The organism is Galbibacter kalidii (assembly GCF_026241135.1).
Classification (GTDB): Bacteria; Bacteroidota; Bacteroidia; order Flavobacteriales; family Flavobacteriaceae; genus Galbibacter.
In genome coordinates, this window is sequence record NZ_JAPFGA010000002.1 from 140,242 (window position 1) to 165,839 (window position 25,598).

Annotated in this window: 20 protein-coding genes and 1 riboswitch; of the genes, 6 read left to right on the forward strand and 14 right to left on the reverse strand. The window is 40.4% G+C overall.

Going from position 1 to position 25,598, the window contains the following annotated elements:
* Nucleotides 1–4: 4 nt before the first annotated feature.
* Nucleotides 5–931, forward strand: a complete 927-nt coding sequence (locus OOZ15_RS02805; RefSeq protein WP_265954196.1) for a PfkB family carbohydrate kinase — start codon at nt 5–7, stop codon at nt 929–931.
* 51 nt (nt 932–982) lie between these two features.
* Nucleotides 983–2,884, forward strand: a complete 1,902-nt coding sequence (locus tag OOZ15_RS02810; RefSeq protein WP_265954197.1) for an amidophosphoribosyltransferase — start codon at nt 983–985, stop codon at nt 2,882–2,884.
* A 749-nt stretch (nt 2,885–3,633) separates the two neighbouring features.
* Here the strand turns inward: OOZ15_RS02810 and OOZ15_RS02815 are convergent.
* From OOZ15_RS02815 to thiS, 8 genes are all read right to left on the reverse strand, one after another.
* A complete protein-coding gene (locus OOZ15_RS02815) occupies nt 3,634–5,049 on the reverse strand; it encodes a Gfo/Idh/MocA family protein (RefSeq protein ID WP_265954198.1) in 1,416 nt (471 codons plus the stop codon).
* An 80-nt stretch (nt 5,050–5,129) separates the two neighbouring features.
* A complete protein-coding gene (gene thiH / locus OOZ15_RS02820) occupies nt 5,130–6,239 on the reverse strand; it encodes a 2-iminoacetate synthase ThiH (RefSeq protein ID WP_265954199.1) in 1,110 nt (369 codons plus the stop codon).
* Nucleotides 6,232–7,005, reverse strand: a complete 774-nt coding sequence (locus OOZ15_RS02825; RefSeq protein ID WP_265954200.1) for a thiazole synthase — start codon at nt 7,003–7,005, stop codon at nt 6,232–6,234. The genes thiH and OOZ15_RS02825 overlap by 8 nt, the downstream gene beginning before the upstream one ends.
* Nucleotides 6,995–7,642 carry a thiamine phosphate synthase gene (gene thiE, locus OOZ15_RS02830; RefSeq protein WP_265954201.1) on the reverse strand — a complete coding sequence of 216 codons (648 nt, stop codon included), beginning with the start codon at nt 7,640–7,642 and terminating at the stop codon, nt 6,995–6,997. Before thiE ends, OOZ15_RS02825 begins: the two co-directional genes overlap by 11 nt.
* Nucleotides 7,630–8,394, reverse strand: coding sequence for a hydroxymethylpyrimidine/phosphomethylpyrimidine kinase (locus tag OOZ15_RS02835; RefSeq protein ID WP_265954202.1), 765 nt, complete (start codon nt 8,392–8,394; stop codon nt 7,630–7,632). Before OOZ15_RS02835 ends, thiE begins: the two co-directional genes overlap by 13 nt.
* Complete coding sequence (locus OOZ15_RS02840; RefSeq protein WP_265954203.1) at nt 8,381–9,115, reverse strand: thiamine phosphate synthase; 735 nt, start codon at nt 9,113–9,115, stop codon at nt 8,381–8,383. Before OOZ15_RS02840 ends, OOZ15_RS02835 begins: the two co-directional genes overlap by 14 nt.
* Before the next feature lie 14 nt (nt 9,116–9,129).
* Nucleotides 9,130–10,989: a phosphomethylpyrimidine synthase ThiC gene (gene thiC, locus OOZ15_RS02845; RefSeq protein ID WP_265954204.1), complete on the reverse strand. Its 1,860-nt coding sequence runs from the start codon at nt 10,987–10,989 to the stop codon at nt 9,130–9,132.
* A gap of 33 nt (nt 10,990–11,022) precedes the next feature.
* A complete protein-coding gene (thiS, locus tag OOZ15_RS02850) occupies nt 11,023–11,226 on the reverse strand; it encodes a sulfur carrier protein ThiS (RefSeq protein ID WP_265954205.1) in 204 nt (67 codons plus the stop codon).
* A 93-nt stretch (nt 11,227–11,319) separates the two neighbouring features.
* A riboswitch (TPP riboswitch) is annotated at nt 11,320–11,414 on the reverse strand.
* A 159-nt stretch (nt 11,415–11,573) separates the two neighbouring features.
* Between thiS and OOZ15_RS02855 the strand changes: the two genes are divergently transcribed.
* Nucleotides 11,574–12,671: a PA0069 family radical SAM protein gene (locus tag OOZ15_RS02855; RefSeq protein ID WP_265954206.1), complete on the forward strand. Its 1,098-nt coding sequence runs from the start codon at nt 11,574–11,576 to the stop codon at nt 12,669–12,671.
* 190 nt (nt 12,672–12,861) lie between these two features.
* Here the strand turns inward: OOZ15_RS02855 and OOZ15_RS02860 are convergent, their stop codons facing one another.
* Genes OOZ15_RS02860 through OOZ15_RS02875 form a run of 4 tightly spaced genes read right to left on the reverse strand, consistent with a single transcriptional unit; the run spans nt 12,862 to nt 19,552 of the window.
* Nucleotides 12,862–16,386: an efflux RND transporter permease subunit gene (locus OOZ15_RS02860; RefSeq protein ID WP_265954207.1), complete on the reverse strand. Its 3,525-nt coding sequence runs from the start codon at nt 16,384–16,386 to the stop codon at nt 12,862–12,864.
* 6 nt (nt 16,387–16,392) lie between these two features.
* Entirely contained in the window at nt 16,393–17,559 is a 1,167-nt protein-coding gene (locus tag OOZ15_RS02865; RefSeq protein ID WP_265954208.1) for an efflux RND transporter periplasmic adaptor subunit, read from the reverse strand.
* Nucleotides 17,560–17,587: 28 nt separating this feature from the next.
* On the reverse strand, nt 17,588–18,943 hold the full coding sequence (locus OOZ15_RS02870; protein WP_265954209.1) for a TolC family protein: 1,356 nt from the start codon (nt 18,941–18,943) through the stop codon (nt 17,588–17,590).
* A gap of 3 nt (nt 18,944–18,946) precedes the next feature.
* Nucleotides 18,947–19,552, reverse strand: a complete 606-nt coding sequence (locus OOZ15_RS02875; protein ID WP_265954210.1) for a TetR/AcrR family transcriptional regulator — start codon at nt 19,550–19,552, stop codon at nt 18,947–18,949.
* Between the two features lie 127 nt (nt 19,553–19,679).
* On the opposite strand from OOZ15_RS02875, the gene OOZ15_RS02880 reads away from it, so the two are divergent.
* A complete protein-coding gene (locus OOZ15_RS02880; RefSeq protein WP_265954211.1) occupies nt 19,680–20,654 on the forward strand; it encodes a polyprenyl synthetase family protein in 975 nt (324 codons plus the stop codon).
* Here the strand turns inward: OOZ15_RS02880 and OOZ15_RS02885 are convergent, their stop codons facing one another.
* The gene (locus OOZ15_RS02885) at nt 20,655–21,647 is read right to left on the reverse strand and encodes a hypothetical protein (RefSeq protein WP_265954212.1); all 993 of its coding nucleotides are present in this window, start codon (nt 21,645–21,647) and stop codon (nt 20,655–20,657) included.
* A gap of 81 nt (nt 21,648–21,728) precedes the next feature.
* Entirely contained in the window at nt 21,729–23,993 is a 2,265-nt protein-coding gene (locus tag OOZ15_RS02890) for a TonB-dependent receptor (RefSeq protein WP_265954213.1), read from the reverse strand.
* 84 nt (nt 23,994–24,077) lie between these two features.
* Between OOZ15_RS02890 and OOZ15_RS02895 the strand changes: the two genes are divergently transcribed.
* Together OOZ15_RS02895 and OOZ15_RS02900 are read left to right on the forward strand one after the other, a co-directional pair.
* A complete protein-coding gene (locus OOZ15_RS02895) occupies nt 24,078–24,731 on the forward strand; it encodes a metal-dependent transcriptional regulator (RefSeq protein WP_265954214.1) in 654 nt (217 codons plus the stop codon).
* 3 nt (nt 24,732–24,734) lie between these two features.
* On the forward strand, nt 24,735–25,559 hold the full coding sequence (locus OOZ15_RS02900; RefSeq protein ID WP_265954215.1) for a ZIP family metal transporter: 825 nt from the start codon (nt 24,735–24,737) through the stop codon (nt 25,557–25,559).
* The last annotated feature ends 39 nt before the right edge of the window (nt 25,560–25,598 follow it).

The window sequence follows — 25,598 nt, forward strand, 5'->3', positions numbered from 1 at the left end:
TTGCATGGGTAAATTACTGATTGTAGGAAGCGTAGCTTTTGACGCTATTGAAACCCCTTTTGGTAAAACAGATAAAATTCTTGGTGGTGCTGCTCCATTTATAAGTTTGGCCGCTTCTCAATTTAATGTTGAAAGTGCCATTGTTTCTGTAGTGGGAGAGGACTTTCCGCAAGAATATCTCGACTTATTTTCTGAAAAAAATATTGATATCAACGCCATAGAGATCGTGAAAGGCGAAAAAACTTTTTTTTGGAAAGGGAAATATCACAACGATCTAAATTCCCGCGATACATTAGAAACTCAACTGAACGTTTTGGCCAATTTCAAGCCCGTCGTTCCTGAAAATTATAAAAATGCCGATGTTGTGATGTTAGGAAATCTAAATCCTTCCGTCCAATTAAGTGTTATTGCCCAGATGGAAACCAAACCAAAGCTTATTGTGCTAGACACAATGAACTTTTGGATGGACAACACCCTGGACGAATTAATGGATGTTATCGAAAAAGTGGATGTTATCACAATCAACGATGAGGAAGCCAGACAATTATCAGGAGAATATTCTTTGGTAAAAGCTGCCGAGAAGATACATGCGATGGGACCAAAATATGTGGTGATCAAGAAAGGGGAACACGGAGCACTATTGTTCCACAATGGCAATGTGTTTTTTGCACCCGCCTTACCACTGGAAGAAGTCTTTGATCCCACGGGAGCAGGAGATACTTTTGCTGGAGGGTTCACAGGATATTTGGCAAAAACAGACGACTATTCGTTTGAAAACATGAAACGCGCCGTGATACACGGTTCAAACCTAGCCTCGTTCTGTGTAGAAAAATTTGGAACACGAAGATTAAAAGAATTAGGTCCTGACGAAGTCTATAAAAGGCTTCAACAGTTTAAAGCCCTGACACAATTTGATATAGAAATTTCATAAACAAAACTACCTGCCCTGAAAAAAATTTCGGGGCTTTTTTATTAGAATACGATGAGTGACGCTATTAAACACGAATGTGGAATTGCCTTAATTAGGTTGTTAAAACCTTTAGAATACTACAAAGAAAAATACGGAAGTGCTTTTTATGGTATCAATAAAATGTACCTGATGATGGAAAAGCAACACAACCGTGGTCAAGATGGAGCAGGTTTTGCCAGTATCAAAATGAATATGCAACCCGGAGAACGCTATATGAGTAGGGTACGTTCCAATCAGTCACAGCCCATTCAAGATATTTTTAAAACGATCAACACCCGCATCAACGGGGAACTGAAAGAACACCCTGAATACAACGACAGTATCGAACTTCAAAAGCGCCATATTCCTTATATAGGTGAGCTTATGTTAGGGCATGTTCGTTATGGAACCTTCGGAAAGAACAGCATTGAAAGTGTTCATCCATTTTTGAGACAAAACAACTGGATGCACAGAAACCTAATCGTTGCCGGAAATTTTAACATGACCAATGTCAACGAACTTTTCGACAACCTCATCAGATTAGGTCAGCACCCGAAAGAAAAGGCAGACACCATTACCGTTATGGAAAAGATCGGGCATTTTCTTGACGATGCCGTGTCTAAACTCTACAAGCAAATAAAAAAGGAAGGGCACAACAAAATGGAAGCCTCTCCTATTATTGCCGAAAGATTGAATGTCGCTAAAATTCTAAGAAAAGCTGCTAAAAACTGGGATGGAGGTTATGCCATGGCCGGACTTTTGGGTCACGGTGATGCTTTTGTACTTAGAGATCCTGCAGGGATTCGACCAACATACTACTACCAAGATGACGAAGTTGTAGTGGTTGCTTCGGAAAGACCTGTAATACAAACTGTTTTTAATGTCAATTTTGAAGACGTACAAGAACTGGATCCCGGAAGGGCTATCATTATAAAAAAAGATGGTTCAGTAAAAACCAAAAAAATTCTCGAACCTTTGGAAAGAAAAGCCTGTTCTTTTGAACGCATCTATTTTTCCAGGGGAAGTGACGCTGAAATATATAAAGAACGCAAAAAGCTGGGGCGTTTGTTAATGCCTAAAATTTTAAAAGAGGTTAATTACGATCTCGAAAACACCGTGTTTTCATACATACCAAACACTGCGGAAACTTCTTATTTCGGAATGATCAAAGCAGCAGAAGATTATGCCAATCAACTGCGCTTGAAACAGATCAAGGAAAAAGGGGACAACCTTAGCGAAGAAGAACTTTCAAAAATTTTGAATTCCTACCGACCGCGTATTGAAAAAATCGCCATTAAAGATGCGAAACTTCGTACGTTTATTACTGAAGATAGCAGCAGGGACGATTTGGTAACCCACGTTTACGACATTACCTACGGTTCTGTAAAACCAACAGATAATCTTGTGATCATAGACGATAGTATCGTTCGTGGAACTACGCTTAAAAGGAGTATTTTGAGAATTCTCGACAGACTGAACCCTAAAACTATTATGGTTGTTTCATCGGCACCTCAAATCCGCTACCCGGATTGTTATGGTATCGATATGGCCAGATTGGAAGGGCTCATCGCTTTCAAAGCTGCCTTAGAACTTCACAAAGAAAAGGGAACTTCTCATATTACTGAAGAAATATACAAGAATTGTAAAGCTCAGGTGAACCTACCGGATACAGAAGTAAAAAATGCCGTTCAAGCATTTTATGAACCCTTTACAGACGAGGAAATTTCAGCAAAAATCTCTGAGCTATTAGCACCGAAAGACATCAATGCAAAAGTCAAAATTATATATCAAACCGTGGATAACCTTCACGAGGCTTGTCCAAAAAATCTTGGAGATTGGTATTTCACCGGAAATTACCCGACTCCGGGTGGTAACAGAGTAGTAAACAGGGCCTTTATGAACTTTTATGAAGGAGTGAAAGACAGAGCATATTAAAGAAATTTGTGCATTTCATCGAAAAAATTTGCAATTTAACTGAATTTTAACAGGGGTCTATCTATAAGATCTTATATTTGTGTCTACCATAGCATAAGTAGGTTAAGTTCATGGTAAGATTTGGGGCAAAAAAGGTGGATTAATTTCCACCTTTTTTATTTTATATACTTTCCATTTCCCCTTTGCACGATTTTAAATTTTTTGTCTTTTCCATGCAAAACACTTCTGTTGTTCAAACTTCTTTTTCTTCATTTGATTTCATAAAAAACTAATATCCAACCCACTTTTTCACAAAGAAAATCATACTCCAAAAACTCGCTTGCACTTTAACTAAAAATATTGCATTACAACTGATTCTTTTTGGTACAAAAATGGCTTGGTATATATTTGAATCACCATAGCATAAGTAGGTTAAGTTCATGGTAAGATTTGGGGCAAAAAAGGTGGATTAATTTCCACCTTTTTTATTTTATATACTTTCCATTTCCCCCTCTTCCAGGCTTTATAACATTTATTGCTACACATTGAAAATCTATAATTCAAAATTCTATTTATACTTTGCGGTTTTTTCGGGTTCATAGCAAACTTTGCCTGAAATCATTTCTCGGAGAGATCACAAAGTTTTCCCCGCCCTTACGGGTAGGCACAAAGAACGCAGACAATTGGCAACTTTTATATAGTTTATTACTTTAAACCCATAAAAAAAGCGCCTGTAACAGACGCTATGATGCATTGCTATTTTTCTATTATCAACTAAGTTCCCAACCTTCTCTATAATTTCCCTTCACCCATTTATTGGCATCTTTATAGTTGGTCACTCTCATGTTCTCCCCGTCCCACAAGATCTTTCTCCTTCCAGGATAATCATATGGTGCCCAATCGCCTGCTTTCTTGCCGGGTTTCAACACTTTATACTGATACGCTTTAATCGCAAGATTTCCCATAAGCACGGACTCTGTTAGAGGTCCGGCGTAAGAGAATGGCGATGATGTTGGCGTTCCGTTTAAACAAGCTTCAACAAAATTACCTGTATGTCCGTTTTTAATCCGCTTTAGTGTTTGTTTTGGAAATGTCCCTACTTTGTCTTTATAATGATTTAATATTCTGGGATTACCTGAATAGGTATCGGTCACCATAATTCCTTTTTCACCATAAAAAACACTTCCACCGCCACTATCGCCAACGGTTTCTCCTTCTTGTAATTCATCCGGAATATTTGGCATCATCCCTCCATCAAACCAATTCAATTCCACTTCACCATGGACTTCGGTTTCAAATTTCAATCGCACTACAGAAGAAGGAGGACAAGCTTCACTATAATCGGCTTCAACAAAATCTCCCGACCAAACGGTAGTACAACTGGCTTCTGCTTCGGTTGGATACCCTAACCCAAGTGTTTTAAAGGGTGTTTCCATAATGTGGCATCCCATATCGCCTAAAGCTCCAGTACCGAAATCCCACCAACCTCTCCACTTAAACGGAAGGTAAGCTGAGTTGTACGGGCGAAATGCCGCCGGTCCCAGCCACTGGTTCCAATCCAAGGTTTCGGGCACGGGTTCGCCTTCAGTAATATTTCTTAATCCTTGTGGCCAAACCGGACGGTTGGTCCAACAGTCTACTTTGTGTACTTTCCCAATCACACCGGCGTCAATCCATTCTTGAGTAGTTCGAATGCCATCAGAAGAACTTCCCTGATTCCCCATTTGTGTCACAATACCATTTTCTTTGGCCACCTTTGCCATTAATCGTGCTTCGTAGATATTATGCGTTAATGGTTTTTCAACATAAGCGTGTTTTTTGGCCCCCATAAACGGGATTGCCACCGTTGCATGATTGTGATCGGGCGTAGCCACCATAATGGCATCAATATCGTTTAAATGCTTTTCGTAAACCTTTCTAAAATCCTTGTACTTCTTTGTTTTTGGGTGCAGCTTAAAGGTTTCTGCAGCTCTTTTCTCATCAACATCACAAAGCGCTACAAATTTTACTTTTTTGGTGCCGACCAAATCTTTTACCACTTGTCCGCCTCTCCCTCCAACACCTACACCTGCAATATACAGAGTGTCACTTGGCGGTATGTGCATTCCTCCCAACACGTGGGAAGGAACAATATAAAAAGCTCCTCCGGCAGCTGCCGTATTTTTAATAAAATCCCTTCGTTTCATTTTTTATGTATTAGTTTTTAAAATTCATTGTAAAAGTTACACAAAAAAAATGAACAAGATATTGTTATATTAATTTTCGACTACCAAGCTTTTTCCCAATCTTTCCAAACCGGTTCCAGATAATTTGCTTTTAACATTTCTGCAATGGTTTCGGTAGAGCGTTCATCTGAAATTTCAAATTGCTCAAGAGATTGAGGTTCGACCACATACCCTCCGGGATTGGTTTTCGATTCGGCACTCATGGACGTAATGCCTAAATGAATAATATGATCCCTGAAAATTTCACTTTCCCGGGTCGAAATGGAAAGTTCTACTTCCTCATCCAATAATCGATAGGCACAAATAAGCTGCACCAAATCCGCATCGGTCATTTCAACTTTTGGCTCCACTCCACCACTAAAAGGTCGAAGTCGCGGAAAGGAAATGGAATATCGGGTTTGCCAGTATTCTTTTTGAAGGTATTTTAAATGTAAGGCCGTAAAAAAGCTATCTGCCCGCCAATCTTCCAGTCCGAATAAAGCTCCCAAGCCTATTTTGTGTATTCCCGCTCTTCCCAAACGGTCGGGGGTTTCCAATCGGTAATCAAAATTTGATTTTTTCCCTTTCGGATGGTGTTGCTTGTAGGTCTCCCGATGGTAGGTCTCCTGATATACGAGCGTGGCATACAATCCGGCTTCCTTTAAATAAATATATTCTGTCTCTTCCAGGGGTTGTACTTCTATCGATATATTTGAAAAAATGGGACGAAGCAAGGTAATGGCATTATGCAAATAATCCACCCCTACGGTTCGATTGGCTTCCCCGGTAACCAACAGAATATGATCATAACCTTTTTCCTTTAAAAAAGTGGCTTCTTTGAGGATCTCATCATCGTTCAGGGTTCTTCTGGGGATTTTATTGGTAAAGCTAAAGCCGCAATAGGTACAAATATTCTGACATTCATTACTCAGATACAGCGGCGCGTACATTTGCATGGTTTTCCCAAAACGCTTTAAGGTGAGCAAATGACTTTTTCGGGCCATTTCCTCTAAAAAAGGCTTTGCCGTTGGAGAGATCAGTGCTTTGAAATCTTCTAAGTCCCTTTGCTCTTTTTCCAGTGCCTTTTGAACATCGCCCAGGGTTTTATCAAATATACTTTGCAAGGTTTCATCCCAGGAATATTGTGCTAATGTATCTTTAAAACTACTCATATAAAAATTGAGTTAACGGACTACTGGCGTTTGCTTCCACTGATGAAGAAGCCAGTTTGGCCTCATAAGCCATACGTCCGGATTCAACTGCCATTTTAAACGCTTTTGCCATTTTAACCGGATTTTGTGAAACCGCAATCGCTGTATTGACCAGCACCGCATCGGCTCCTATTTCCATAGCATGAGCCGCATGCGAAGGGCTTCCAATTCCTGCATCCACAATCACCGGAACTTTACTTTGTTCAATAATAATTTCTAAAAAATCTAAGGTTTTCAATCCTTTATTGGTTCCTATGGGAGCTCCCAGTGGCATCACACACTGTGCGCCCACCTCTTCCAATCGTTTACACAATACCGGATCGGCATGAATATATGGCATCACCACAAATCCTTTTTTTACAAGAATATCACAAGCTTTTAAGGTTTCTACGGGATCCGGCAGTAAATATTTTGGATCGGGATGTACCTCCACTTTCACCCAATGAGTTCCCAAAGCTTCCCGAGCCATTTCTGCTGCAAAAACAGCTTCTTCTGCGTTTCGAACCCCGGAAGTATTGGGTAACAAATGAATATGTTTATGTTTTAAAGCGCTTACCAAATCGCCTTCTTTTGCTTCGGGGTCTACACGCTTTAAAGCTACGGTTACCAGCTCACTTTCACTTGCCAGTATGGCTTCTTCCATAACATTTGCACTACTGAATTTCCCCGTTCCGGTAAACAGCCGGGATGAAAAAGTGCGTCCCGCGATGGTTAAATTATCTTGCATAACTTTGAAGTTTAAAATGGTTTTGGATTTGATCAACGCATTGTTGCAGATCTTCTTGTTGATGTAAAAACGACGAAATGGCCACCCCTTGAACCCCTGCTTGTTTTAGTGCAGAAACATCTGTTTTAGTTATTCCTCCAATAGCAACCATCGGAGTAGACCTATCCTGAATATCCAATGCTTTTAAAATTTCCCGATAGCCTTCTATGTTCATTATCGGACTTAAATTCTTTTTGGTGGTCGTAAACCGAAAGGGGCCCAATCCTATATAATCTACTTTCTTATTCACTATCAAATTATAGCAATCTGCAAGGGTATTGGCTGTTCCGCCTATTATTTTTTCAGCACCCAATAGTTTTCGGGCAATCAGTGGACAACTATCTTCCTTTCCCAAATGAACACCCGCCGCATCTGTTGCTTTTGCCACTTCCACATCGTCGTTCACTATAAGTTTCGCTCCATATCGTTCACAAACGGTGGCTGCCCTTAGTGCTGTTTCCAAAAATATGCCTTTGGAAACCTCCTTCAAGCGCAGCTGAATCCATTTTACCCCTGCTTTTGCCATTTTTTCAATAAACAAAAGGTGTTCTTCAGGGGTTTCTCCTTGAGATATGTAATACAATCCTATATTTTGCATAAATGCTTTCCAATTAATGTGGGGGTGGAAGCCAAAAAGTTTTCCGTATAAGTTTTTGCCTTTCGACAACTCTCCTCCCAGTCTTTTGTTAAATAATAATAAGCAGCAATGGCCGCTGATAACACACAACCACTTCCGTGCTTTTTGGTACAATCATTTCTTGAGGGTTTCAAAATAGTTTTGTCACTCGTCCCCAAAAAAAGTTCGTCTTCACCCAAGCGGTCTTTTCGGTGTCCTCCTTTTAAATATAAATGAGAGCATCTGGTGATGGCTTTCACTCCTCCGGCTACCGTATTTTCTTCGGAAAAAGCTTTTACTTCTTCATAATTGGGAACTACCAAATCGATGTCTGGCAACAGTTGATGGATTTCTTTGGAAATAGGAGCTGATGAATGAAAGTCAAAGCCTGTTGATGCCTTCAAAACCGGATCCCATACAATCTTGCATTCCGGGGATTTTTCTTTGATGAGTTGCACCAATTCCTGAAGCAATGAAAGATGCTGAACAATTCCGATTTTCACCACTGAAACCGAAAAGCGATTCAGCAACATTTCCAGTTGTTGCATCACCATATCATCGGAAAGCCATTCGCAAGTTTCAAATGCGACATCGGTCTGAATGGTATTGGCGGTATTGACAGCAATTCCGGGAACACCGATGGCCTCAAAAGTTTTGCAATCAGCCAAAATTCCGGCACCTCCACTAGGGTCAAATCCCGCTATGCTCATCACTACTGGTTTATCCGTACACATCCTCATATATTTTTTGAAGGTTTTTAAATTGTCTTATCGGATCCGTTTCACACCATATATTTCCCAATACCGCTGCTCCGGCATACCCCATTTCTGGGGTTAGTGGAAGCGTTTTTTCTGAAATTCCTCCCAAAGCAATCACCGGACGTTGGGTTTTTGATAGTCGATACTCTTTCCCTTCATATTCCTTTTTTGAAATCGAGGTAAAGACCGGACTCAAAAATGCGTAGTCATACACAATTTGACGCTCCACTTCTTTTTGCTGATGAAATGAAGCGCTTACCGTTAATCCTTTTCTTTTCCAATTTTCACTCACTAAGTGAGATTTATAAAGTTCTGACGCCTGTCTGTCGAACAGGGAGGCTTGCGTCGAAATGTTTTTATAGGTTTCCGATTTATGTCTCGTGTGCTTGTCCCTGTGAAATATTCCCGAAGGGATTTCACAGGACTTTTCCTGAGGTTGTTGACTCTCAATTTCTGCACGTTTTTTTTCAGTAAGATGAATTCCTTTCAGTTCAAATTCCCCTACCAGTTCATGATGTTGATGCAAAACTATTTTTCTATGTATTTCCTTCGGAAAGAAATTCAACCATTGTCGCATTTCCTCTTTTGAAAAAAAAGGCTTTCTCACGTGCAAAATTTCCAAACCCAACACAAATAGCTGTTTTATCTGCGTTATTTCATTTTTAAGATCAGATTCAGAAGTAATGACAATGAACATGAGGTTCTTTTTGATTACAAATAAACTTCGCTTCCCTTATCTTTAAATTCCTTGGCTTTTTCTTCCATACCCTTTTCGATCGCCTCTTGCGTTTCCATGCCGTTTTCTTTGGCATATTTCCGCACATCCTGGGTGATCTTCATCGAACAGAAATTAGGTCCGCACATCGAACAAAAATGAGCGACCTTGGCATTTTCCGATGGTAAGGTTTCATCGTGATAAGCTCTGGCCGTATCAGGATCCAATGCCAAGTTGAACTGATCTTCCCAACGGAATTCAAACCGGGCCTTACTCATGGCATCGTCACGATGTTGAGCCCCGGGATGCCCTTTGGCCAAATCGGCTGCGTGGGCTGCAATTTTATAGGTAATCACCCCTTCTTTCACATCATCTCTGTTGGGTAATCCTAAATGTTCTTTTGGGGTAACATAGCAAAGCATTGCGCAACCATACCACCCGATTTGCGCTGCTCCAATTCCACTAGTGATATGGTCATAACCCGGAGCGATATCAGTTGTAAGTGGTCCTAAGGTGTAAAAAGGCGCTTCTCCACACTCTTCCAACTGTTTCTCCATGTTTTCTTTGATCATGTGCATAGGAACATGGCCGGGGCCTTCAATCATACATTGCACATCGTGTTTCCATGCAATTTTTGTTAGCTCGCCCAAGGTTTCAAGCTCTGCAAACTGAGCATAGTCATTGGCATCGGCAATACTACCCGGACGCAAGCCGTCTCCCAAGGAGAACGCTACGTCATAAGCTTTCATAATCTCACATATTTCTTCAAAATGGGTGTATAAAAAGCTTTCCTTATGATGTGCCAAACACCACTTCGCCATGATCGAACCGCCACGGGAAACAATTCCGGTAACACGTTTTGCCGTATGCGGAACATATTTTAGTCGAACCCCGGCATGAATGGTGAAATAATCAACCCCTTGTTCGGCTTGTTCGATTAAAGTGTCCCTGAAAATTTCCCAGGTCAGGTCTTCGGCTTTACCATTTACTTTTTCCAAGGCCTGATAGATCGGCACCGTTCCGATCGGAACAGGAGAATTCCTCAAGATCCACTCACGGGTTTCGTGAATATTCTTCCCAGTAGAAAGATCCATGATGGTGTCAGCACCCCAACGACATGCCCAAACGGATTTTTCCACTTCTTCTTCTATGGAAGAGGTCACAGCAGAGTTCCCGATATTGGCATTGATTTTCACCAAGAAATTACGTCCGATGATCATGGGTTCACTTTCCGGATGGTTGATGTTGTTAGGAATGATTGCCCTTCCACGAGCCACTTCATCCCGTACAAATTCCGGGGTAATCACTTTGGGAATGGATGCTCCAAAACTATTTCCGGGATGCTGTTCAGAAAGCGCCTTGAGTTCTTCCAATTTCTGATTTTCACGAATGGCAATAAATTCCATTTCAGGTGTAATAATCCCCTTTTTGGCATAATGCATTTGTGTCACATTTTTACCGGATTTTGCCTTTAAGGGTTTGCGTACGTGTTGGAATCGAAGTTCATCCAATTTTTTATCGACCTCTCTTTGTTTTCCATAATCTGAAGACAGTCCTTTTAGCAATTCGACATCTTCACGGGCAGCAACCCAAGGTTGACGCAAGGGATACAATCCTTTTCGCACGTTTATTTCTACCGAGGGATCTGTATAAGGACCGCTGGTATCATAGACATAAACCGGATCATTGACTTCCCGGGTTCCGTTAAACCTGTCCACTGAATCACTTAGTGATATTTTCCGCATGGGAACCTTGATATCTTTAAAAAGACTTCCGCTAACGTAAACTTTTGTTGAGTTAGGGAAGGGTTCCCTACTAATGGTTGTCGTGGGTTGAGACGATTCTTTATTTTGCATTTCCTTCATTTTTTGCACATATTTGGCGAAACATCAACCCCCTTGGGTAGCTTGAATAATCATCACCTTATCACCTTCGTCGAGTTGTTGTGTTGTCCAGGTCGAACGTGTCACTACACAATTATTAACGGCCACAGCGATTCCTTGTGAACCAATTTTGAGTTGTTCCAATACTGAACCCACGGTAATGGGAGGTGAAAATGAATACGATTGCTTGTTGATGTTTACAGTTATCATAATCTTTTAAATTAATAGCTGTAAACCAAAGGGGAAATCCCAACAGGAAGTGAAATACAAAAAACTACATTTTGAAAAGTAATTTTGTTGTATAAAAAGTGACTGACTTTTCCCTTCGCAGGTATTAACCTGATCAGGTTCAAAGGGTTTATCTCAGCTGAAATGAATCAGCACCCCCAAAGTTTACTTTTCAAAGATAAATGAAAATCAGGTAGAAATAAAAATAATACCTTAAAAACTTTATTTCCAGACGTTTCCTCTAACAACAACATTTTTATCTGTTGGTTTTTGAAGAAATAAAAATGATAATCTTTTTATTGATTGGAATTATTCCATAATTTTGGAATATGTCCAATATAGAAAAACACATCAAAGGCAGGGGAGCGCAAATAAACGTTCGCAATAAGTTCTTGGAATTATCCCATGAAACGCGTGATGATTTTCTTGAATATTGCCGTTTGGAAGGAGAGGTAGCCGACAAAAACAAGACCCAATACCTTGAAGTTTTTCCAAAAACCATCGTCAACAAAGTGACAAGTCCCGATGTGGGCATGGGCTATTCCATGAATCCCTATCAAGGTTGTGAACACGGATGCATTTATTGTTATGCCAGAAACGCTCACGAATATTGGGGCTATAGTGCCGGATTGGATTTTGAAAGGAAAATCCTCATCAAAAAAAATGCTCCACAATTGCTGGAAAAGAAGTTGCTGAGCAAGAATTGGCGCGCTAAAACCATTGTTATGTCCGGTAACACTGATTGTTATCAACCTGCAGAACAAAAATTTGGCATCACCCGAAAATGTCTAGAAATCTTTTTAAAGTTCAAACACCCTGTGGCCATTATCACCAAAAACGCTTATATCTGTCACGATCTTGATATTTTGAAGGCTCTGACAAAAGACAGATTGATAGGGGTCAACATTTCTATTACCTCATTGAGCGAAGAAACCCGCCGTGTGTTGGAACCCAGAACGGCCAGCATCAAAAAAAGATTGAAGACCGTAAAAACCCTTACTGAAAATAACATTCCTGTCAATGTAATGATCGCTCCTATCATTCCGTCGATCAACAGTCACGAAATACTATCGCTCGCCAAAGCTGCAGAAGAACACGGAGCAAAATCGATCGGTTTTACCATAGTGCGGCTGAACGGGGCTATCGGACAAATATTTACTGATTGGATCAAAAAAACCATGCCCGATAAAGCCGAAAAGGTTTTACACCAAATTGCTGATTGCCACGGTGGCACACTGAATGACAGTAGATATGGCGTAAGGAAAAAAGGAGAGGGAAAAATCGCAGAACAAATTCACAATCTCTTCCGGATAGCCCGGCAAACCTATTTTAAAGACAAAACCTTCCCAAGGTTGAACCACGAGTTGTATGAGACGGAAAAACACAGGCACAGAAGTAGTCGGGATGGGCAAATGACTTTGTTTTGATTGTCACCTCAAAATAAAGCGAACTCACGTTTTGCTATCAAACTATGTGATTTTTTTAACTCATCATCATTTCCACCATAAAAAAATCGGTTTTCATCTTATTCCTAAGACAAAAACCGATTCCAGTCACTATTAACCCTAATGAACTTCAATAGAAACCTTGATGTTCCTCATCATCAAGATTTTTCTTTTATACGTTTTCTAATACTACTGCAGGTTCAGGTTCAATTTTGCTTTTGTTGTTATTTTTTCTTCCTCTTCTTCCCCTGATTTTTAGTTTTATCCTATATGTGATATAAAACAACAATGGAACAATGATCAATGTAAGGAAGGTGGCAACAAAAAGTCCGAAAATAACGGTCCATGCCAACGGCCCCCAGAAGATCACATTATCCCCACCCATATAGATTTGGGCATCAAACTCTGAAAACAGGGAAAAGAAATCAATATTCAATCCGATAGCTAAAGGAATAAGTCCTAAAATAGTGGTAATTGCCGTTAAAAGTACCGGACGTAGCCTTGCCCTACCAGCCATCACCAAGACTTCTTTCATATCAGCTATAGGAAGCAGATCACTGTCTTCCCTAAAGCCCAATTTAATTTTTCTTCGGTCAATAAGAATCTGTGCATAATCCAGCAAGACCACCCCATTGTTCACCACAATTCCCGCCAGGGAGATGATCCCCATCATGGTCATCATGATCACAAACGGCCATCCGGTAATCATCAAACCGCCAAAAACACCTATGAAACTCAAAAAGATCGCAAGCATAATGATCGTAGGCTTTGAAATGGAGCTGAACTGGAACACCAAAATAAGCATGATCAATCCAAGTCCCGAAAAGAATGCTCCCATCAAAAAGTTCATTTGCTTTTCTTGCTCTTCAAGCTGACCCGTATAATCAATGTGAATATTATCCGGCACCACAAAATTGCCCATTTCCTTTTGGATATCACCCACTACGGCACCAGCATCTGTAAAACCAGGAGCCAAGCCTGAATAAACGGTTACTACCCTTTTCAGGTCACGGTGTTTGATCGCACTAAACGAAGATGTGTTTTTTCTGTGTGCTACTGCGGAAACGGGAATTTCCTTTATTTGTCCACTTGCTTGATCCCGGAATATGATATTCTGATCAAAAATCGCATTGGGATTGTATCTCAAATCCTGATTGAAGCGTACATAAATATCATAATCTTCCCCTCCTTCTTTATAAATTCCGGCTTTTTCACCAAAAATAGAACGCCTCAATTGACTTCCTACTTGTCCGACAGAAACGCCCATTTCCCCGGCTTTTTCACGGTCTACCTCAACAACCATTGCCGGTTTTCCTTTGTTCACATCGATTTTCAATTCTTCAACTCCCGATACATTTTTGGAATTGATAAAATCCCTCATTTTTTCTGCAGTCACAATGAGTTCGTCATAATCCTCACCACTCAATTCAATATTGATAGGATATCCGGCCGGAGGTCCAACAGCATCTTTTTCCACAGAAATAGCAATTCCGGGGAAAATCCCTTTCAGATCTTCCTGTACTTTTTTACGAAGTAATTCACTGTCTTTTCCTCTACGGTATTTATATTCCCGCATGGTCGCTGTAATCTTGGCTTTGTGTGGCATTTCTGCACTCGAACCTCCGTCTGTTTGCGGATTTCCGGCACCTTCACCTACCTGGGATACGGCAGACTCCACCATATAATTATAGCCATTGTCCATATACTCATCATCGTTCAAAACAGCATACACCCGTTTCTCGATCTCTTTGGTGATTACATTGGTCTTTTCAATATCTGTTCCTTGCGGATATTCTACATAAACAATGATCTGGTTGGGTTTGTTATCCGGAAAGAATTCCACTTTTGTCCTTCCGCTCCCCAGCGATCCTCCAAAGAGCATAAACACGATAATGAGCAAGCCAATGGTTCCGCCTGTAAAAAACACAGGTCTCCATCCATTGAGTGCCGATTTTAAGAAATTCTGATATTTATTTTCAAGCCATGTCAAAATATGGGTTTGGAAATAATTTGCAGCTCTTTTCAGTCCATATCTATATATCCAAAACATAATTGCCGTAAAGATCATGAGTGTTCCGATACCCCTTACAGCTCCTCCGAAAATCAAGATAAACAGTCCGGGAACTCCAAGGATAACACTCAAACGGATCAATTGTTTTCTATTCAGCACTTTTTCGTTGGTATCCATAAATTGGGAAACCAACATGGAATTCATAAAAATGGCCACAAAAAGCGAAGATCCTAGAACTACCGATAGCGTTATGGGGAAGTAAATCATAAATTCACCCATCATCCCCGGCCACATTCCCAGCGGGATAAAGGCTGCGACAGTCGTAGCTGTTGAAATAATAATAGGAACGGCGATTTCCCCGATTCCTTTTTTTGCAGCTTCAATGCGGGACATGCCTTCTTCATCTATCAGTCTATAAACATTTTCGACCACCACAATTCCGTTATCCACCAACATTCCCAGTCCCATGATAAGTCCAAATAGAATCATGGTGTTAAGTGTGTAGCCAAGTCCTTGCAGGATCATGAAAGACATGAACATAGACATAGGAATCGCAAAACCGACAAAGAGTGCGTTTCTGAACCCTAAAAAGAACATCAACACGCCAACAACCAAAATAATCCCGAAAATAATGTTGTTTACCAGATCACTTACCTGGTTCAAGGTTTGAGTAGATTGATCGTTAGCAATACTGATAGAAAGATCGGGGGGGAAATTATTCTCCTCCGCTTCTTTTATAATTGTGCGGATTTGCCCGGCAGCTTCAATCATGTTTTTACCGGCACGTTTTTTTACGTCCAGCATCACCACATTTGCGCCAAACTCCCGAGCATAGGTAGTTTTATCTTCTTCTTTAAAGCTAATATCTGCAATATCCCGTAAATAAACTGCTCCGTTTTCTGATTTTACAACAAAATTATTCAGTTGCTTCGGATCCTCGATCTCTCCCAAAATACGAATCGTTCTTCGCTGTCCACTGGTGATCATATTCCCGGCAGACATGGTCACATTTCCTCCGCTAATAGTGTTTAAGACATCATCGAAGCTCACTTGTGCCGCCATCATCTTATAGATATCCACTGCCACTTCTACTTCTTTTTCTTGCGCACCTCGGATATCTACTTCTTTTATTTGTGGCAAATCTTCGATCCTGTCTTCCAGATATTCGCCATATTCCTTCAGTTTATCCACCGGATAATCCCCTTTGATATTCACATTGAGGATCGGCATTTCTTCAGACAGGTTCAGGTCAAAAACATTAGGCTCTACTTTGGCATTGTTGAAAACGGGCCAATCTTCACCCGCTTTTTTGGCATCTACCTCGTCTTTTACCTTTTGTTTGGCAGATTCAACCGTAATGTCTTCATCAAATTCGACCGTAATGATCGAATAATCTTCCTGAGAGGTAGAAATAATCTCTACCACATTGCTCACGTTTTCCAGTTCCTCTTCAAGCGGATCGGTGACCAATCGTTCAATATCTTCAGCTGTATTCCCCGGATAGGGTGTGCTTATATATATTTTGGTTTCTTTTACTTCCGGAAACGATTCCCGCGGCATTCCGAAATAGGCTGAAATACCGAGAAAAAATATGATCCCGATCAGTACATAGATCGTCGTCTTGTTCTCTATAGCCCATGACGAGAGTCTAAATTCCTTTTCGGCGTTTTTATTTATTTTGCTCATGGACGTTTATCTTTTTAAAATTTTCACTTTTTGTCCTTCCTGTACGCTTCGGGCTCCTTCTTTTATAATCTGGTCGCCTTCTTTTATCCCACTAAGTACTTCCACTAGATCTTCTTGTGTCTTGCCGGTTTCAATGATGGATCGATGCACTTCAGCCTCTCCGTTTTCGTCAATGGCTGATGCTACATATACATATTGATCACCTTCGGCATTCTCCGATATAACGCTCTGTGGAACCAAAATGGCTTTTTCGTTTGTATAGTCGTTAATATTCATTTTGGCTGTCAGGTTGGGTTTTATCGATCCGTTTTTATTAGGAACACCCACTTCTATTCTAAAAGAACGGTTACCCGGATTGATATAATTGCTCGCTTGACGAACCTCTGTTTCTACTTTTTCCCCTAACACCGGAAAATCTGCAATTACTTGAGTTCCTTTCTTTACATTCGGCAGGTATCTTTCCGGTACTTCCGCTTCTATGTACATATTTCTCAAACTCACTATACGCAAGATGGCTGTTCCAGGGGAAACATTACTTCCCTGTTCAGAAATAATCTCTTCAATGGTTCCCGAAAAAGGTGCTATAACGGTAGTTTTGACCAACTGCCTTTCCAATTGCACCACTGCATTTTTAGTTGACTCATACTGTGTCTGGGATTCCAAATATTGCATCTCGGAACCGATGTTTTGTTCCCACAATCTTTTTTGGCGTTCAAAAGTGGTTTTCGCCAAACTTGCTTGTGCCCTCAATTGTGAGAGTTGTGCTCCAAGGCCTCCATCGTCGATTCGCGCCAAAACCTGACCTCTGCCTACTTTTTGGCCTTCGTTCACATAAACGCGCTGAAGGGTTCCTGAATATTCTGCATTGATCATCAGGTTTTCTTTGGTACTCACATTCCCTTGTAATTCGATATAATGATTAAAAAGAGTGTCCTTGGCTTTTAGAGCCGTCACCAACACTCGATTTTCAACAGTATCAAGTTTTTTGATTGCTTCATCAAGTTTTCCAAGATCAGCTCCAAGAATATCGTGTTGCTTAGAAACCTCCTCTCGCATAGTTCTCAAAGCTTTTAGATCGCCTTCGGCTATAACATCATCTACAGACTTTTTAGAATCTCCTCCACAAGAGACCATAAAGGCTGCTAAAAATATGGTTGCATATATATTCTTCATTTTTTGTTGATTTAGTTTTTTGCTCAATTTAATTCCTGTTTAAAAGGTTGGGAGTGTTCAATACGGTTTCAAGTTCCGCTTTCTTTTCAATAACGTCCAACATGGATTCAATATATTCTTGTTGGGCTGTATACAACTGAGTTTGTGCCTGTCTCAGCTCAAAGCTCGTTGAGATTCCTTCTTTGTATTTTACTTGATTTTTATGCTCTATCCGCTCTGCCAACCTCAAATTCCCTTGTGAGGTATGATAATTTTCAATAGCAAACCTATAATTGCTCTTTGCCAGATCCAGATCTGCATTGATCTGCTCGGTTTGTTGTTCGAATTCTGTTTTGGCTTGTTCTAAGGCTATTTTTGCTTGTTGGGTTTTTGCACTTCTTTGCAGCGAACTGAAGATGGGTACTGTCATACTCACTCCCAAAATAGAAGATTGGAACCATGAGGTTTCCCTGTCAAAAAACACAAATTCATCATCATAGGCCGCTGTCCCATAATTTACAAATGCATTTATGGAAGGTAAGGCCCTACTTTTTTCCAATTTCAATTCCAATTCACGCTGTTTTGTTAAGTTTTGCGCTATTTGATAATCAACATTATCCTCATAACTGAAAGTAGTGTCCATTAGCTCTAAACTCACACTTTCCACAGTCAAGCTTCCCAGATTGTCTTCCAAAATAACATTACTATTTACCGGAATCCCCAAAGCAAGGTTCAGCATTTGTTTGGCATAAACCTCCAAACGCTTCGAGTTGCTAAGCTGATTTTCAATCTGTGCTGTTGTAATTTGCAATTGTTCGACATCTTCTTCTTCAGCAAAACCATTTTCAAACATTGCTTTTGTTTCCCTTAGGTTGTCTTTCAACGTTTCAAGGTTTTTCTCCAATATGCTTATACTTTCTTGTGATAAAAGCACCCCGCCATAAGCGTTAATTACTCCTTTTCTTACTTCCAGCAAGGTTTTTTCGTTTGCGTTTTCATTGTAATCCACAAACACTTTGGCTGCCTTGAGACCTACCAAATATGAACCGTCAAAAATAAGCTGGTTCAATGTTGCTGTGAGTGACATTTGCTGTTTTGTCCCAAAGGTTACCGGCACAAAAGTCCCCGGTTCTCCACCGGCTATTTCGCCCGGAATCAAAGTAACAGGTTGTTTCAGCTGGTTTTGATAATCTACTGCCCCGTTTATTTGCGGCAGTCCCGTTGCTGTTGTTTCCCATTTTTGTTTTAATGACTTGGCCACTTCCCGTCTTGAGTTCAAAGCGGTATAACTACTGTCCAACGCAAAATTGACAGCTTCTTCTAGAGAGAAACTGTAATTTTTCTCCTGGGAGAAGCTAACAGTTGTAGCTAGTAATATGATAGAGATGACTAAATACTTTCTCATCTGTTAATCTTTGTTTTCATTAATAAATTCTTTTAAAACCTCAATTCCTTTTTCGGTAGCAATTGCCCTTATGTGATATTCCAGATATTTCGATTTTAGATCACTCTGGGAAAATATATCCGGCGGAAAAATGTCCTCGTCTTTAATCCCAATCATACCACTGAAATAAATTCGCGACACAAAATCAATACCGACCTCTTTTCGGAACATCCCACATTTTATTCCTTTTTTAATATTCTCCGTAACACAATCCTGCATCATTTCAAATTGTTTCCTAAGCAAGCGATTGTAGGTTCCCGGATAATATTTTTTAAGTTGAAAATGCGGTGATGACTTTTCATCTTTGAGATAATCACTCACAAATTTTTTAATATGGAACAACTCTTCTATAGGGTTGTTTGACACTTCACATATGTAATCAATCCCTTCACAAATTGACTCAGACAGGTGAAAAACCGCTGAATCCACCAAATCACCCTTATTCTTGAAATGTTGATAAATGGTCTTTTTAGAGATCCCCAAAGACAATGCAATATCGTCCATAGTGACACTCTTAAACCCTAAGGTTATAAACATTTCTGCTGACTTATCTAATATTTTCTCCTTCATAATTGAGGGCAAAGATAATAATGGAAACTTTAAAAACAAATAAAGTTTCCATAGTTTTTAAGATTTAACATTAAATTTAAATGGGCGTCTTTCCTAATTATGGTATTTTAGCAAAAAATTGAACCCTATGTTGTCCATAGATAAGTACAGGAAAGCTTTTGTAGCACATTTAGAAAAAACCGTTATCACTAAAGAACCTGTTAATCTTTACGAACCCATCACGTATATTTTAAGCTTAGGCGGGAAACGTTTACGTCCGGTGTTGACCTTAATGGCTGCCGATATTTTTGGGAACAATCATAAAAAAGCCATGCATGCGGCCATGGCAATCGAAATTTTTCATAATTTTTCTTTGGTTCACGACGACATTATGGATGATGCCCCATTGCGGAGGGGAAAAGAAACAGTACACGAAAAATGGAACCTCAACACAGGAATTCTCTCCGGGGATGCTATGTTGATCGTTGCTTATCAGTTTTTTGAAAATTACGAAGCGGAAACTTTTAAAAAACTGGCACGACTGTTCAGTAAAACGGCTATCGAAGTTTGTGAAGGCCAACAATACGACATCGATTTTGAAACCAGGGAGGATGTGAGTATCGAGGAATACATCAAAATGATCACTTACAAGACCGCTGTCTTGGTCGGAGCTTCTTTACAAATGGGCGCTTTTATAGGAAATGCTATGGAGGAAGAGGCGCAAGCCATATATGATTTTGGACTCAACCTCGGGGTTGCTTTTCAGTTGAAAGATGATTATTTGGATGCTTTTGGAGACCCAAAAACATTTGGAAAACAGGTTGGGGGTGATATCATCGAAAATAAAAAAACTTATCTATACCTTAAAACCATGGAAAAACTAAATGCCGATGATGCTGATCAGTTACTGCATCTGTATTCTATCGACCCGGAAGATCCCGCTAATAAAATCCAGGCGGTCAAAGATTTGATGCTTTCCAGTGGAGGAAGTGAAGCCACCTTGGAGGCTATTGAAGATTACACCCAAAAGGCGCTGGATGTACTGGACACCCTTTCCATAAACGATGACAAAAAAGAATTGCTTCGGAATTTCGCCAACGAATTGATGAACAGAAATGTATAGTTATTCCGCAAAGGGAACCTCCCTTGAGTGAATTTCCGGGGTTCGGATGAGCTTCGGAACGATTTCTTCTTTGCTGATGATAGCGACCACTTCAATCCCAACATGAATTCCGTATAAATTATCCGGATTGTTCACCCCAATATAAAATTTGTCGGCTGTGTTTTCCTTAATGTGGATCACTCCTGATTTATAATTTTCACGCGAACCCTCCATATTAAAACTAAAGTCTTCTTTTTCCCTAAAAAGTTGAGCCTGTTCTTTTTCCAACAAATAAACATCACATATATGTGCCCCCGGAGGCGCATTTAATTGGGTCACAGCACTGGAAAGTGAAGTTACTTCTGTGTCGAGATGTTTACTCAATTCTGATGCAAGACTAAATGTTTTCGCCGTTCTTTTCACCGCCTCCTGGTCGCGATCTGCGGTAAGCACATAAAACCATTCCTTGGTGTTTTCGGGCAGATAGACCGGAAAAACCACACGATTTTTGCCTCCTTTAACCAAGGCATTTGATTTACTGTTTAAGTAGAACCGCTCTTTTTGAAGGATTTCTGTTTCCAAGGTTTCAAGCGTGTCCATCACCGTTTTTTCTTCACCGTAAACAGTGTCCGTCACCGTTTTGTACACAATTTTTGCCGGTGTTTTTCCAAAGGTATCTATGCTGATATCCATATCAAAAGCAACCGCTTTGTCAAAACTATTTCTGAATCTAAGTCTGTAAACACTCTTTTCTATTGATGTTATCGAACTCTTAAGTTTTCGAAATCGCTTTTCAGTAAACACTGTATTTCCACTTTTCAGGGCAGTAAATGAAAACACCGGAATTTTTTTTCCGTCCGTCTTTTTTATTTTGATGTTGATCAAATCCCCTTCATTGGCAGCAATAAAAAATTCCTGTTCCGTTTTTGCTTCCAAGGCTACCTGTTCGCTCAGGTTAGTCTGACTGTAGGTAATACTTGTGACAAGCAGTAAGCAAGCATATATAATTCTCATGGGCAATTTAGATTTTAGCTAAAAATAGAAATTTTGTTTGAAACTAGCTATAAAAATGCATTCCCCGCGGATTTAGATTCATCAATCCAAACGATAACGAACACCCAAAAAACCACGGATTCCCTGATTGGGACCATAAACATAGGAAGGGTCGAAGGTAAGGGCGTAAGGATTCTCTTCGGTAGCCATGACATTCCCCTCAGGATCATACTCTACATTTTTGTCAAACGGATCGTGAGCCCGGGCAATGATAAACGGATTTCCCCTGTTTGGTGTCCAATTCAGCAGGTTTTTTACCCCTCCGTAGATCTCAAAGCCTTTAAATCCGTCATAAGTAAACTGAATATTTTGAACGCTCCACACCGGCGAATATTCTTTTCTGGGATCAAGATCCCCCAATAATGGCAAACGCATCGGACCATACAAATTTCCCGTATAATCAAGATTCAGGTTCCAAGGCATTATTTTATACGAAACTCCCCATGTTCCCGAGAATCGTTCTGTAAGCATTTGCCGGGTTCTCTCTCCATTTTCTGTTTGTGAAACATCCATCAAAGTAGCACCCAAGGTCATTTTCAATCCGTTGTAAAAAACGATATCTGCATTGGCACTCACCCCGGTGCTTACTGCATGACCATCCAGGTTGTCATATATAATCTGATTGGGATTAGTATCATAATCAGGCAAAATCATATTGGTAAAATAGGTATACCAAACCGACAGATCCAAACCGATAAAATTATCGTTTCCGGTATATATCTTCTTTAAGTAATTGATGTTCACATTATAGGATTGCTCCGGATCCAATTCTTCTTCAATAATAACGTCGCGTGCTCCGGTCAATGCTGCATGGTCTTCTGTAAACAAATTCACCACACGGAAACCCGTCCCCGCATTCAAGCGTAAAATATCGTTGTCTGTTACACTCCATTTATAGGCCAAACGAGGCGTAAGAATACTTCCATGTCGTTTATCATAATCATAGCGCAAACCTGCAAGCAAGGTCTGTTTTTTTGAAAATTTTATTTCATCCTGAACAAAAATTCCAGGAATCGCAGCCTCATCCGGTTTGTTTTCACCATCAGAAGCCGTTGCTGTAGTATTATCGTCATAAAAGTTATATCGCAATGCGGCTCCAAACAACAAATTGTGATTGTTCACCTCTTTATCCCATGTGAGTTGTCCAAAAGCAATACGCTGCTGTGCCAAATAGGGCTCATCTCCATACACCGAATTCTGATCGTGATCTGTATATGAAAAACTGAACAACATTTTCTCTTTAAACGGAAGTTGATAGTTCCCAAAGAATTCCCAACGCGAGGTGTAAATACTTTCACCGTATATTTCGTCTCCACCACGAAACTCGGGTGTCCATTGCATTTCCCCTCCCCAGCGGTCTTCATAAAAATATCGCGCTGCCAATGAGAACACCCTGTTTTCTTTCCGTTTAAAATTCCACTTTTGAAAAAGAGAGATTCGGTGTTGTAGCGTCAGGTCTGTAAAATTATCGTTGTTATTATCGATGGGCTGATCGTAATTAAAATAATTGGCACCAAGTAGAAAAGAAGTCTTTTCTCCGAGCAGCGCTTTATATCCCAGATCAACATTTAATTCCCCCCAAGTCGTTCCAAAAGCATCAACCGTTAGTTTTGGAGCATAAAGCGCCTCTTTGGTAATGACATTGATAAGTCCGCCAACAGCCTCACTACCATAAAGCGAAGAAGCCGGACCTTTTACGACTTCCAAACGTTCTATCAAGGAATTTGGTATCCCCGAAAGTCCGTAAACTGTTGAAAGTCCACTTACAATAGGCATTCCGTCTATCAACACCATGGTATAAGGTCCCTCCAAACCGTTAATATGAATATCTCCGGTGTTACATATGTTGCAATTTAGCTGTGGACGTACTCCATTTACATTTTGAAGGGCTTCAAACACATTCGCAGTGGGGTTCTTTTTAAAAAAAGCAGGTTTATATACCTCTACCGGTACGGGTGTTTCCATCCTGCTCACCGGTTTTAGCGTTCCCGTAATCACTACCTCATCGAGGCTTGAAGCTCTTTTCAGGTTAAATTCCACCGAAGCCGTATTATTCTCAAGTCTTATTTCCTTTTTTTTAGGAATAAAACCCGTGTACGAGGCCACTACTTCATACACTCCGTTTTCAAGCTTTTCTATTTTAAAGTATCCATTGTCATCTGTTGACGTTCCTTTGTTTGTTTCTGAAATATACACATTCGCATAAGGCAAAGGTTCTCCATTAGACAAAACCCTCCCTTCAATCTCTTGTCCGAATACCACAATTGACATTAGCAAAAACAATAATAATGAGTATTTCTTTTTCATTAGTCTATATTAAATTTATTTTTAGACAAAGCTAAAAATTTGTTTTTACATATAAAAATGTATTTTTGCACAAACTAAAAACGAATGACTCTTTCTGAAGAAGATTATATAAAAGCCATTTTCCTACTCTCTAAAGATGTGGAAAAAGGCATTTCGACCAACGCCATTGCTATGCAAATGGACACCAAAGCATCCTCGGTTACTGATATGATTAAAAAACTAGCCGACAAAGGATTAGTTCACTACAAAAAGTATCAAGGCGTTCGTCTGGCAGAAAAAGGGAGGACTTATGCAGCCAAAATTGTGAGAAAGCATCGTCTTTGGGAGTTTTTTTTAGTTGAAAAGCTCAATTTTACATGGGATGAGGTTCACGATATTGCAGAAGAACTGGAACACATCAAAAGCGAGCAGCTGATCGAAAAGCTAGATGCCTTCCTTGATTTTCCGCGGGTGGATCCGCATGGAGATCCTATTCCGGATAAAGATGGGAATATTGCCAAGGTCGATAAGGTATTGTTGTCATCAGCAAAAAAAGGGGAACGCGGTATTGTTGTAGGGGTCAAAGATTCTTCTTCAGAATTCCTGAGGTATTTGGACAAACTGAAAATCGCCTTAGGAAAAGAAATCACCATTTTAAACAAAGAACCTTTTGACAATTCGGTTTTGATCGAACTCGACTCACATAAAATCAGTATTTCAGCCTTAACGGCCAATAATATTTATCTAAAAACCATATAACAGATGTTTGAAACAATCATAGAATTCTTTGAGGGGATAGACCCTGTCCTGGGCGCACTGATTGCGACCATTTTTACTTGGCTGCTCACCGCTCTGGGAGCCGCTTTTGTTTTCTTTTTTAAACAAATGAAGCGTAGCGCTCTCGATGGGATGCTAGGCTTTACCGGAGGTGTGATGATAGCAGCCAGTTTCTGGAGCTTACTCGCTCCCGCTATTGAAATGAGTGAAGGTGAAGGCTTTGAAAAAGTGCTTCCGGCAGCTGTTGGCTTCGGACTCGGAGCGCTTTTCCTCTTTGGATTGGACAAAATTTTACCGCATCTGCACATCAATTTTAAAGCGAGTGAAACTGAAGGTATAGAGACCAATTGGCATAAAACCATCTTGTTGGTGCTCGCCATTACCCTCCACAATATTCCCGAAGGATTGGCAGTAGGGGTGCTTTTTGGCGGTGTTGCTGCCGGAGTACCTGAAGCTACCATTTCCGGTGCCGTTGTTTTGGCCATAGGGATCGGGATTCAAAATTTCCCGGAAGGTATTGCCGTTGCCATGCCATTACGCCGACAAGGAGCTAGTAGAAGGAAAAGCTTTAACTACGGACAATTATCTGCTATCGTAGAACCCGTTGCAGGTGTTATCGGAGCCTTGGCTGTGAGTTTCTTTACGCCTATTTTACCTTACGCCCTGGCTTTTGCCGCCGGCGCCATGGTCTTTGTAGTCGTGGAGGAAGTAATTCCCGAAACGCAACAGGATAAATATACCGATATTGCCACCCTTGGTTTTATGGGCGGATTTTTGATTATGATGACATTGGATGTGGCTTTGGGTTAATGTCCCTCCTTTCCTCCCGCCTTAGGCGGAGGGGAGTTC

Coding starts and splice junctions, on each gene's coding strand:
- OOZ15_RS02805 (WP_265954196.1), top strand. CDS start 5: ATGGGTAAATTACTGATTGTAGGAAGCGTAGCTTTTGACGCTATTGAA.
- OOZ15_RS02810 (WP_265954197.1), top strand. CDS start 983: ATGAGTGACGCTATTAAACACGAATGTGGAATTGCCTTAATTAGGTTG.
- OOZ15_RS02815 (WP_265954198.1), bottom strand. CDS start 5,049: ATGAAACGAAGGGATTTTATTAAAAATACGGCAGCTGCCGGAGGAGCT.
- thiH (WP_265954199.1), bottom strand. CDS start 6,239: ATGAGTAGTTTTAAAGATACATTAGCACAATATTCCTGGGATGAAACC.
- OOZ15_RS02825 (WP_265954200.1), bottom strand. CDS start 7,005: ATGCAAGATAATTTAACCATCGCGGGACGCACTTTTTCATCCCGGCTG.
- thiE (WP_265954201.1), bottom strand. CDS start 7,642: ATGCAAAATATAGGATTGTATTACATATCTCAAGGAGAAACCCCTGAA.
- OOZ15_RS02835 (WP_265954202.1), bottom strand. CDS start 8,394: ATGTGTACGGATAAACCAGTAGTGATGAGCATAGCGGGATTTGACCCT.
- OOZ15_RS02840 (WP_265954203.1), bottom strand. CDS start 9,115: ATGTTCATTGTCATTACTTCTGAATCTGATCTTAAAAATGAAATAACG.
- thiC (WP_265954204.1), bottom strand. CDS start 10,989: ATGCAAAATAAAGAATCGTCTCAACCCACGACAACCATTAGTAGGGAA.
- thiS (WP_265954205.1), bottom strand. CDS start 11,226: ATGATAACTGTAAACATCAACAAGCAATCGTATTCATTTTCACCTCCC.
- OOZ15_RS02855 (WP_265954206.1), top strand. CDS start 11,574: ATGTCCAATATAGAAAAACACATCAAAGGCAGGGGAGCGCAAATAAAC.
- OOZ15_RS02860 (WP_265954207.1), bottom strand. CDS start 16,386: ATGAGCAAAATAAATAAAAACGCCGAAAAGGAATTTAGACTCTCGTCA.
- OOZ15_RS02865 (WP_265954208.1), bottom strand. CDS start 17,559: ATGAAGAATATATATGCAACCATATTTTTAGCAGCCTTTATGGTCTCT.
- OOZ15_RS02870 (WP_265954209.1), bottom strand. CDS start 18,943: ATGAGAAAGTATTTAGTCATCTCTATCATATTACTAGCTACAACTGTT.
- OOZ15_RS02875 (WP_265954210.1), bottom strand. CDS start 19,552: ATGAAGGAGAAAATATTAGATAAGTCAGCAGAAATGTTTATAACCTTA.
- OOZ15_RS02880 (WP_265954211.1), top strand. CDS start 19,680: ATGTTGTCCATAGATAAGTACAGGAAAGCTTTTGTAGCACATTTAGAA.
- OOZ15_RS02885 (WP_265954212.1), bottom strand. CDS start 21,647: ATGAGAATTATATATGCTTGCTTACTGCTTGTCACAAGTATTACCTAC.
- OOZ15_RS02890 (WP_265954213.1), bottom strand. CDS start 23,993: ATGAAAAAGAAATACTCATTATTATTGTTTTTGCTAATGTCAATTGTG.
- OOZ15_RS02895 (WP_265954214.1), top strand. CDS start 24,078: ATGACTCTTTCTGAAGAAGATTATATAAAAGCCATTTTCCTACTCTCT.
- OOZ15_RS02900 (WP_265954215.1), top strand. CDS start 24,735: ATGTTTGAAACAATCATAGAATTCTTTGAGGGGATAGACCCTGTCCTG.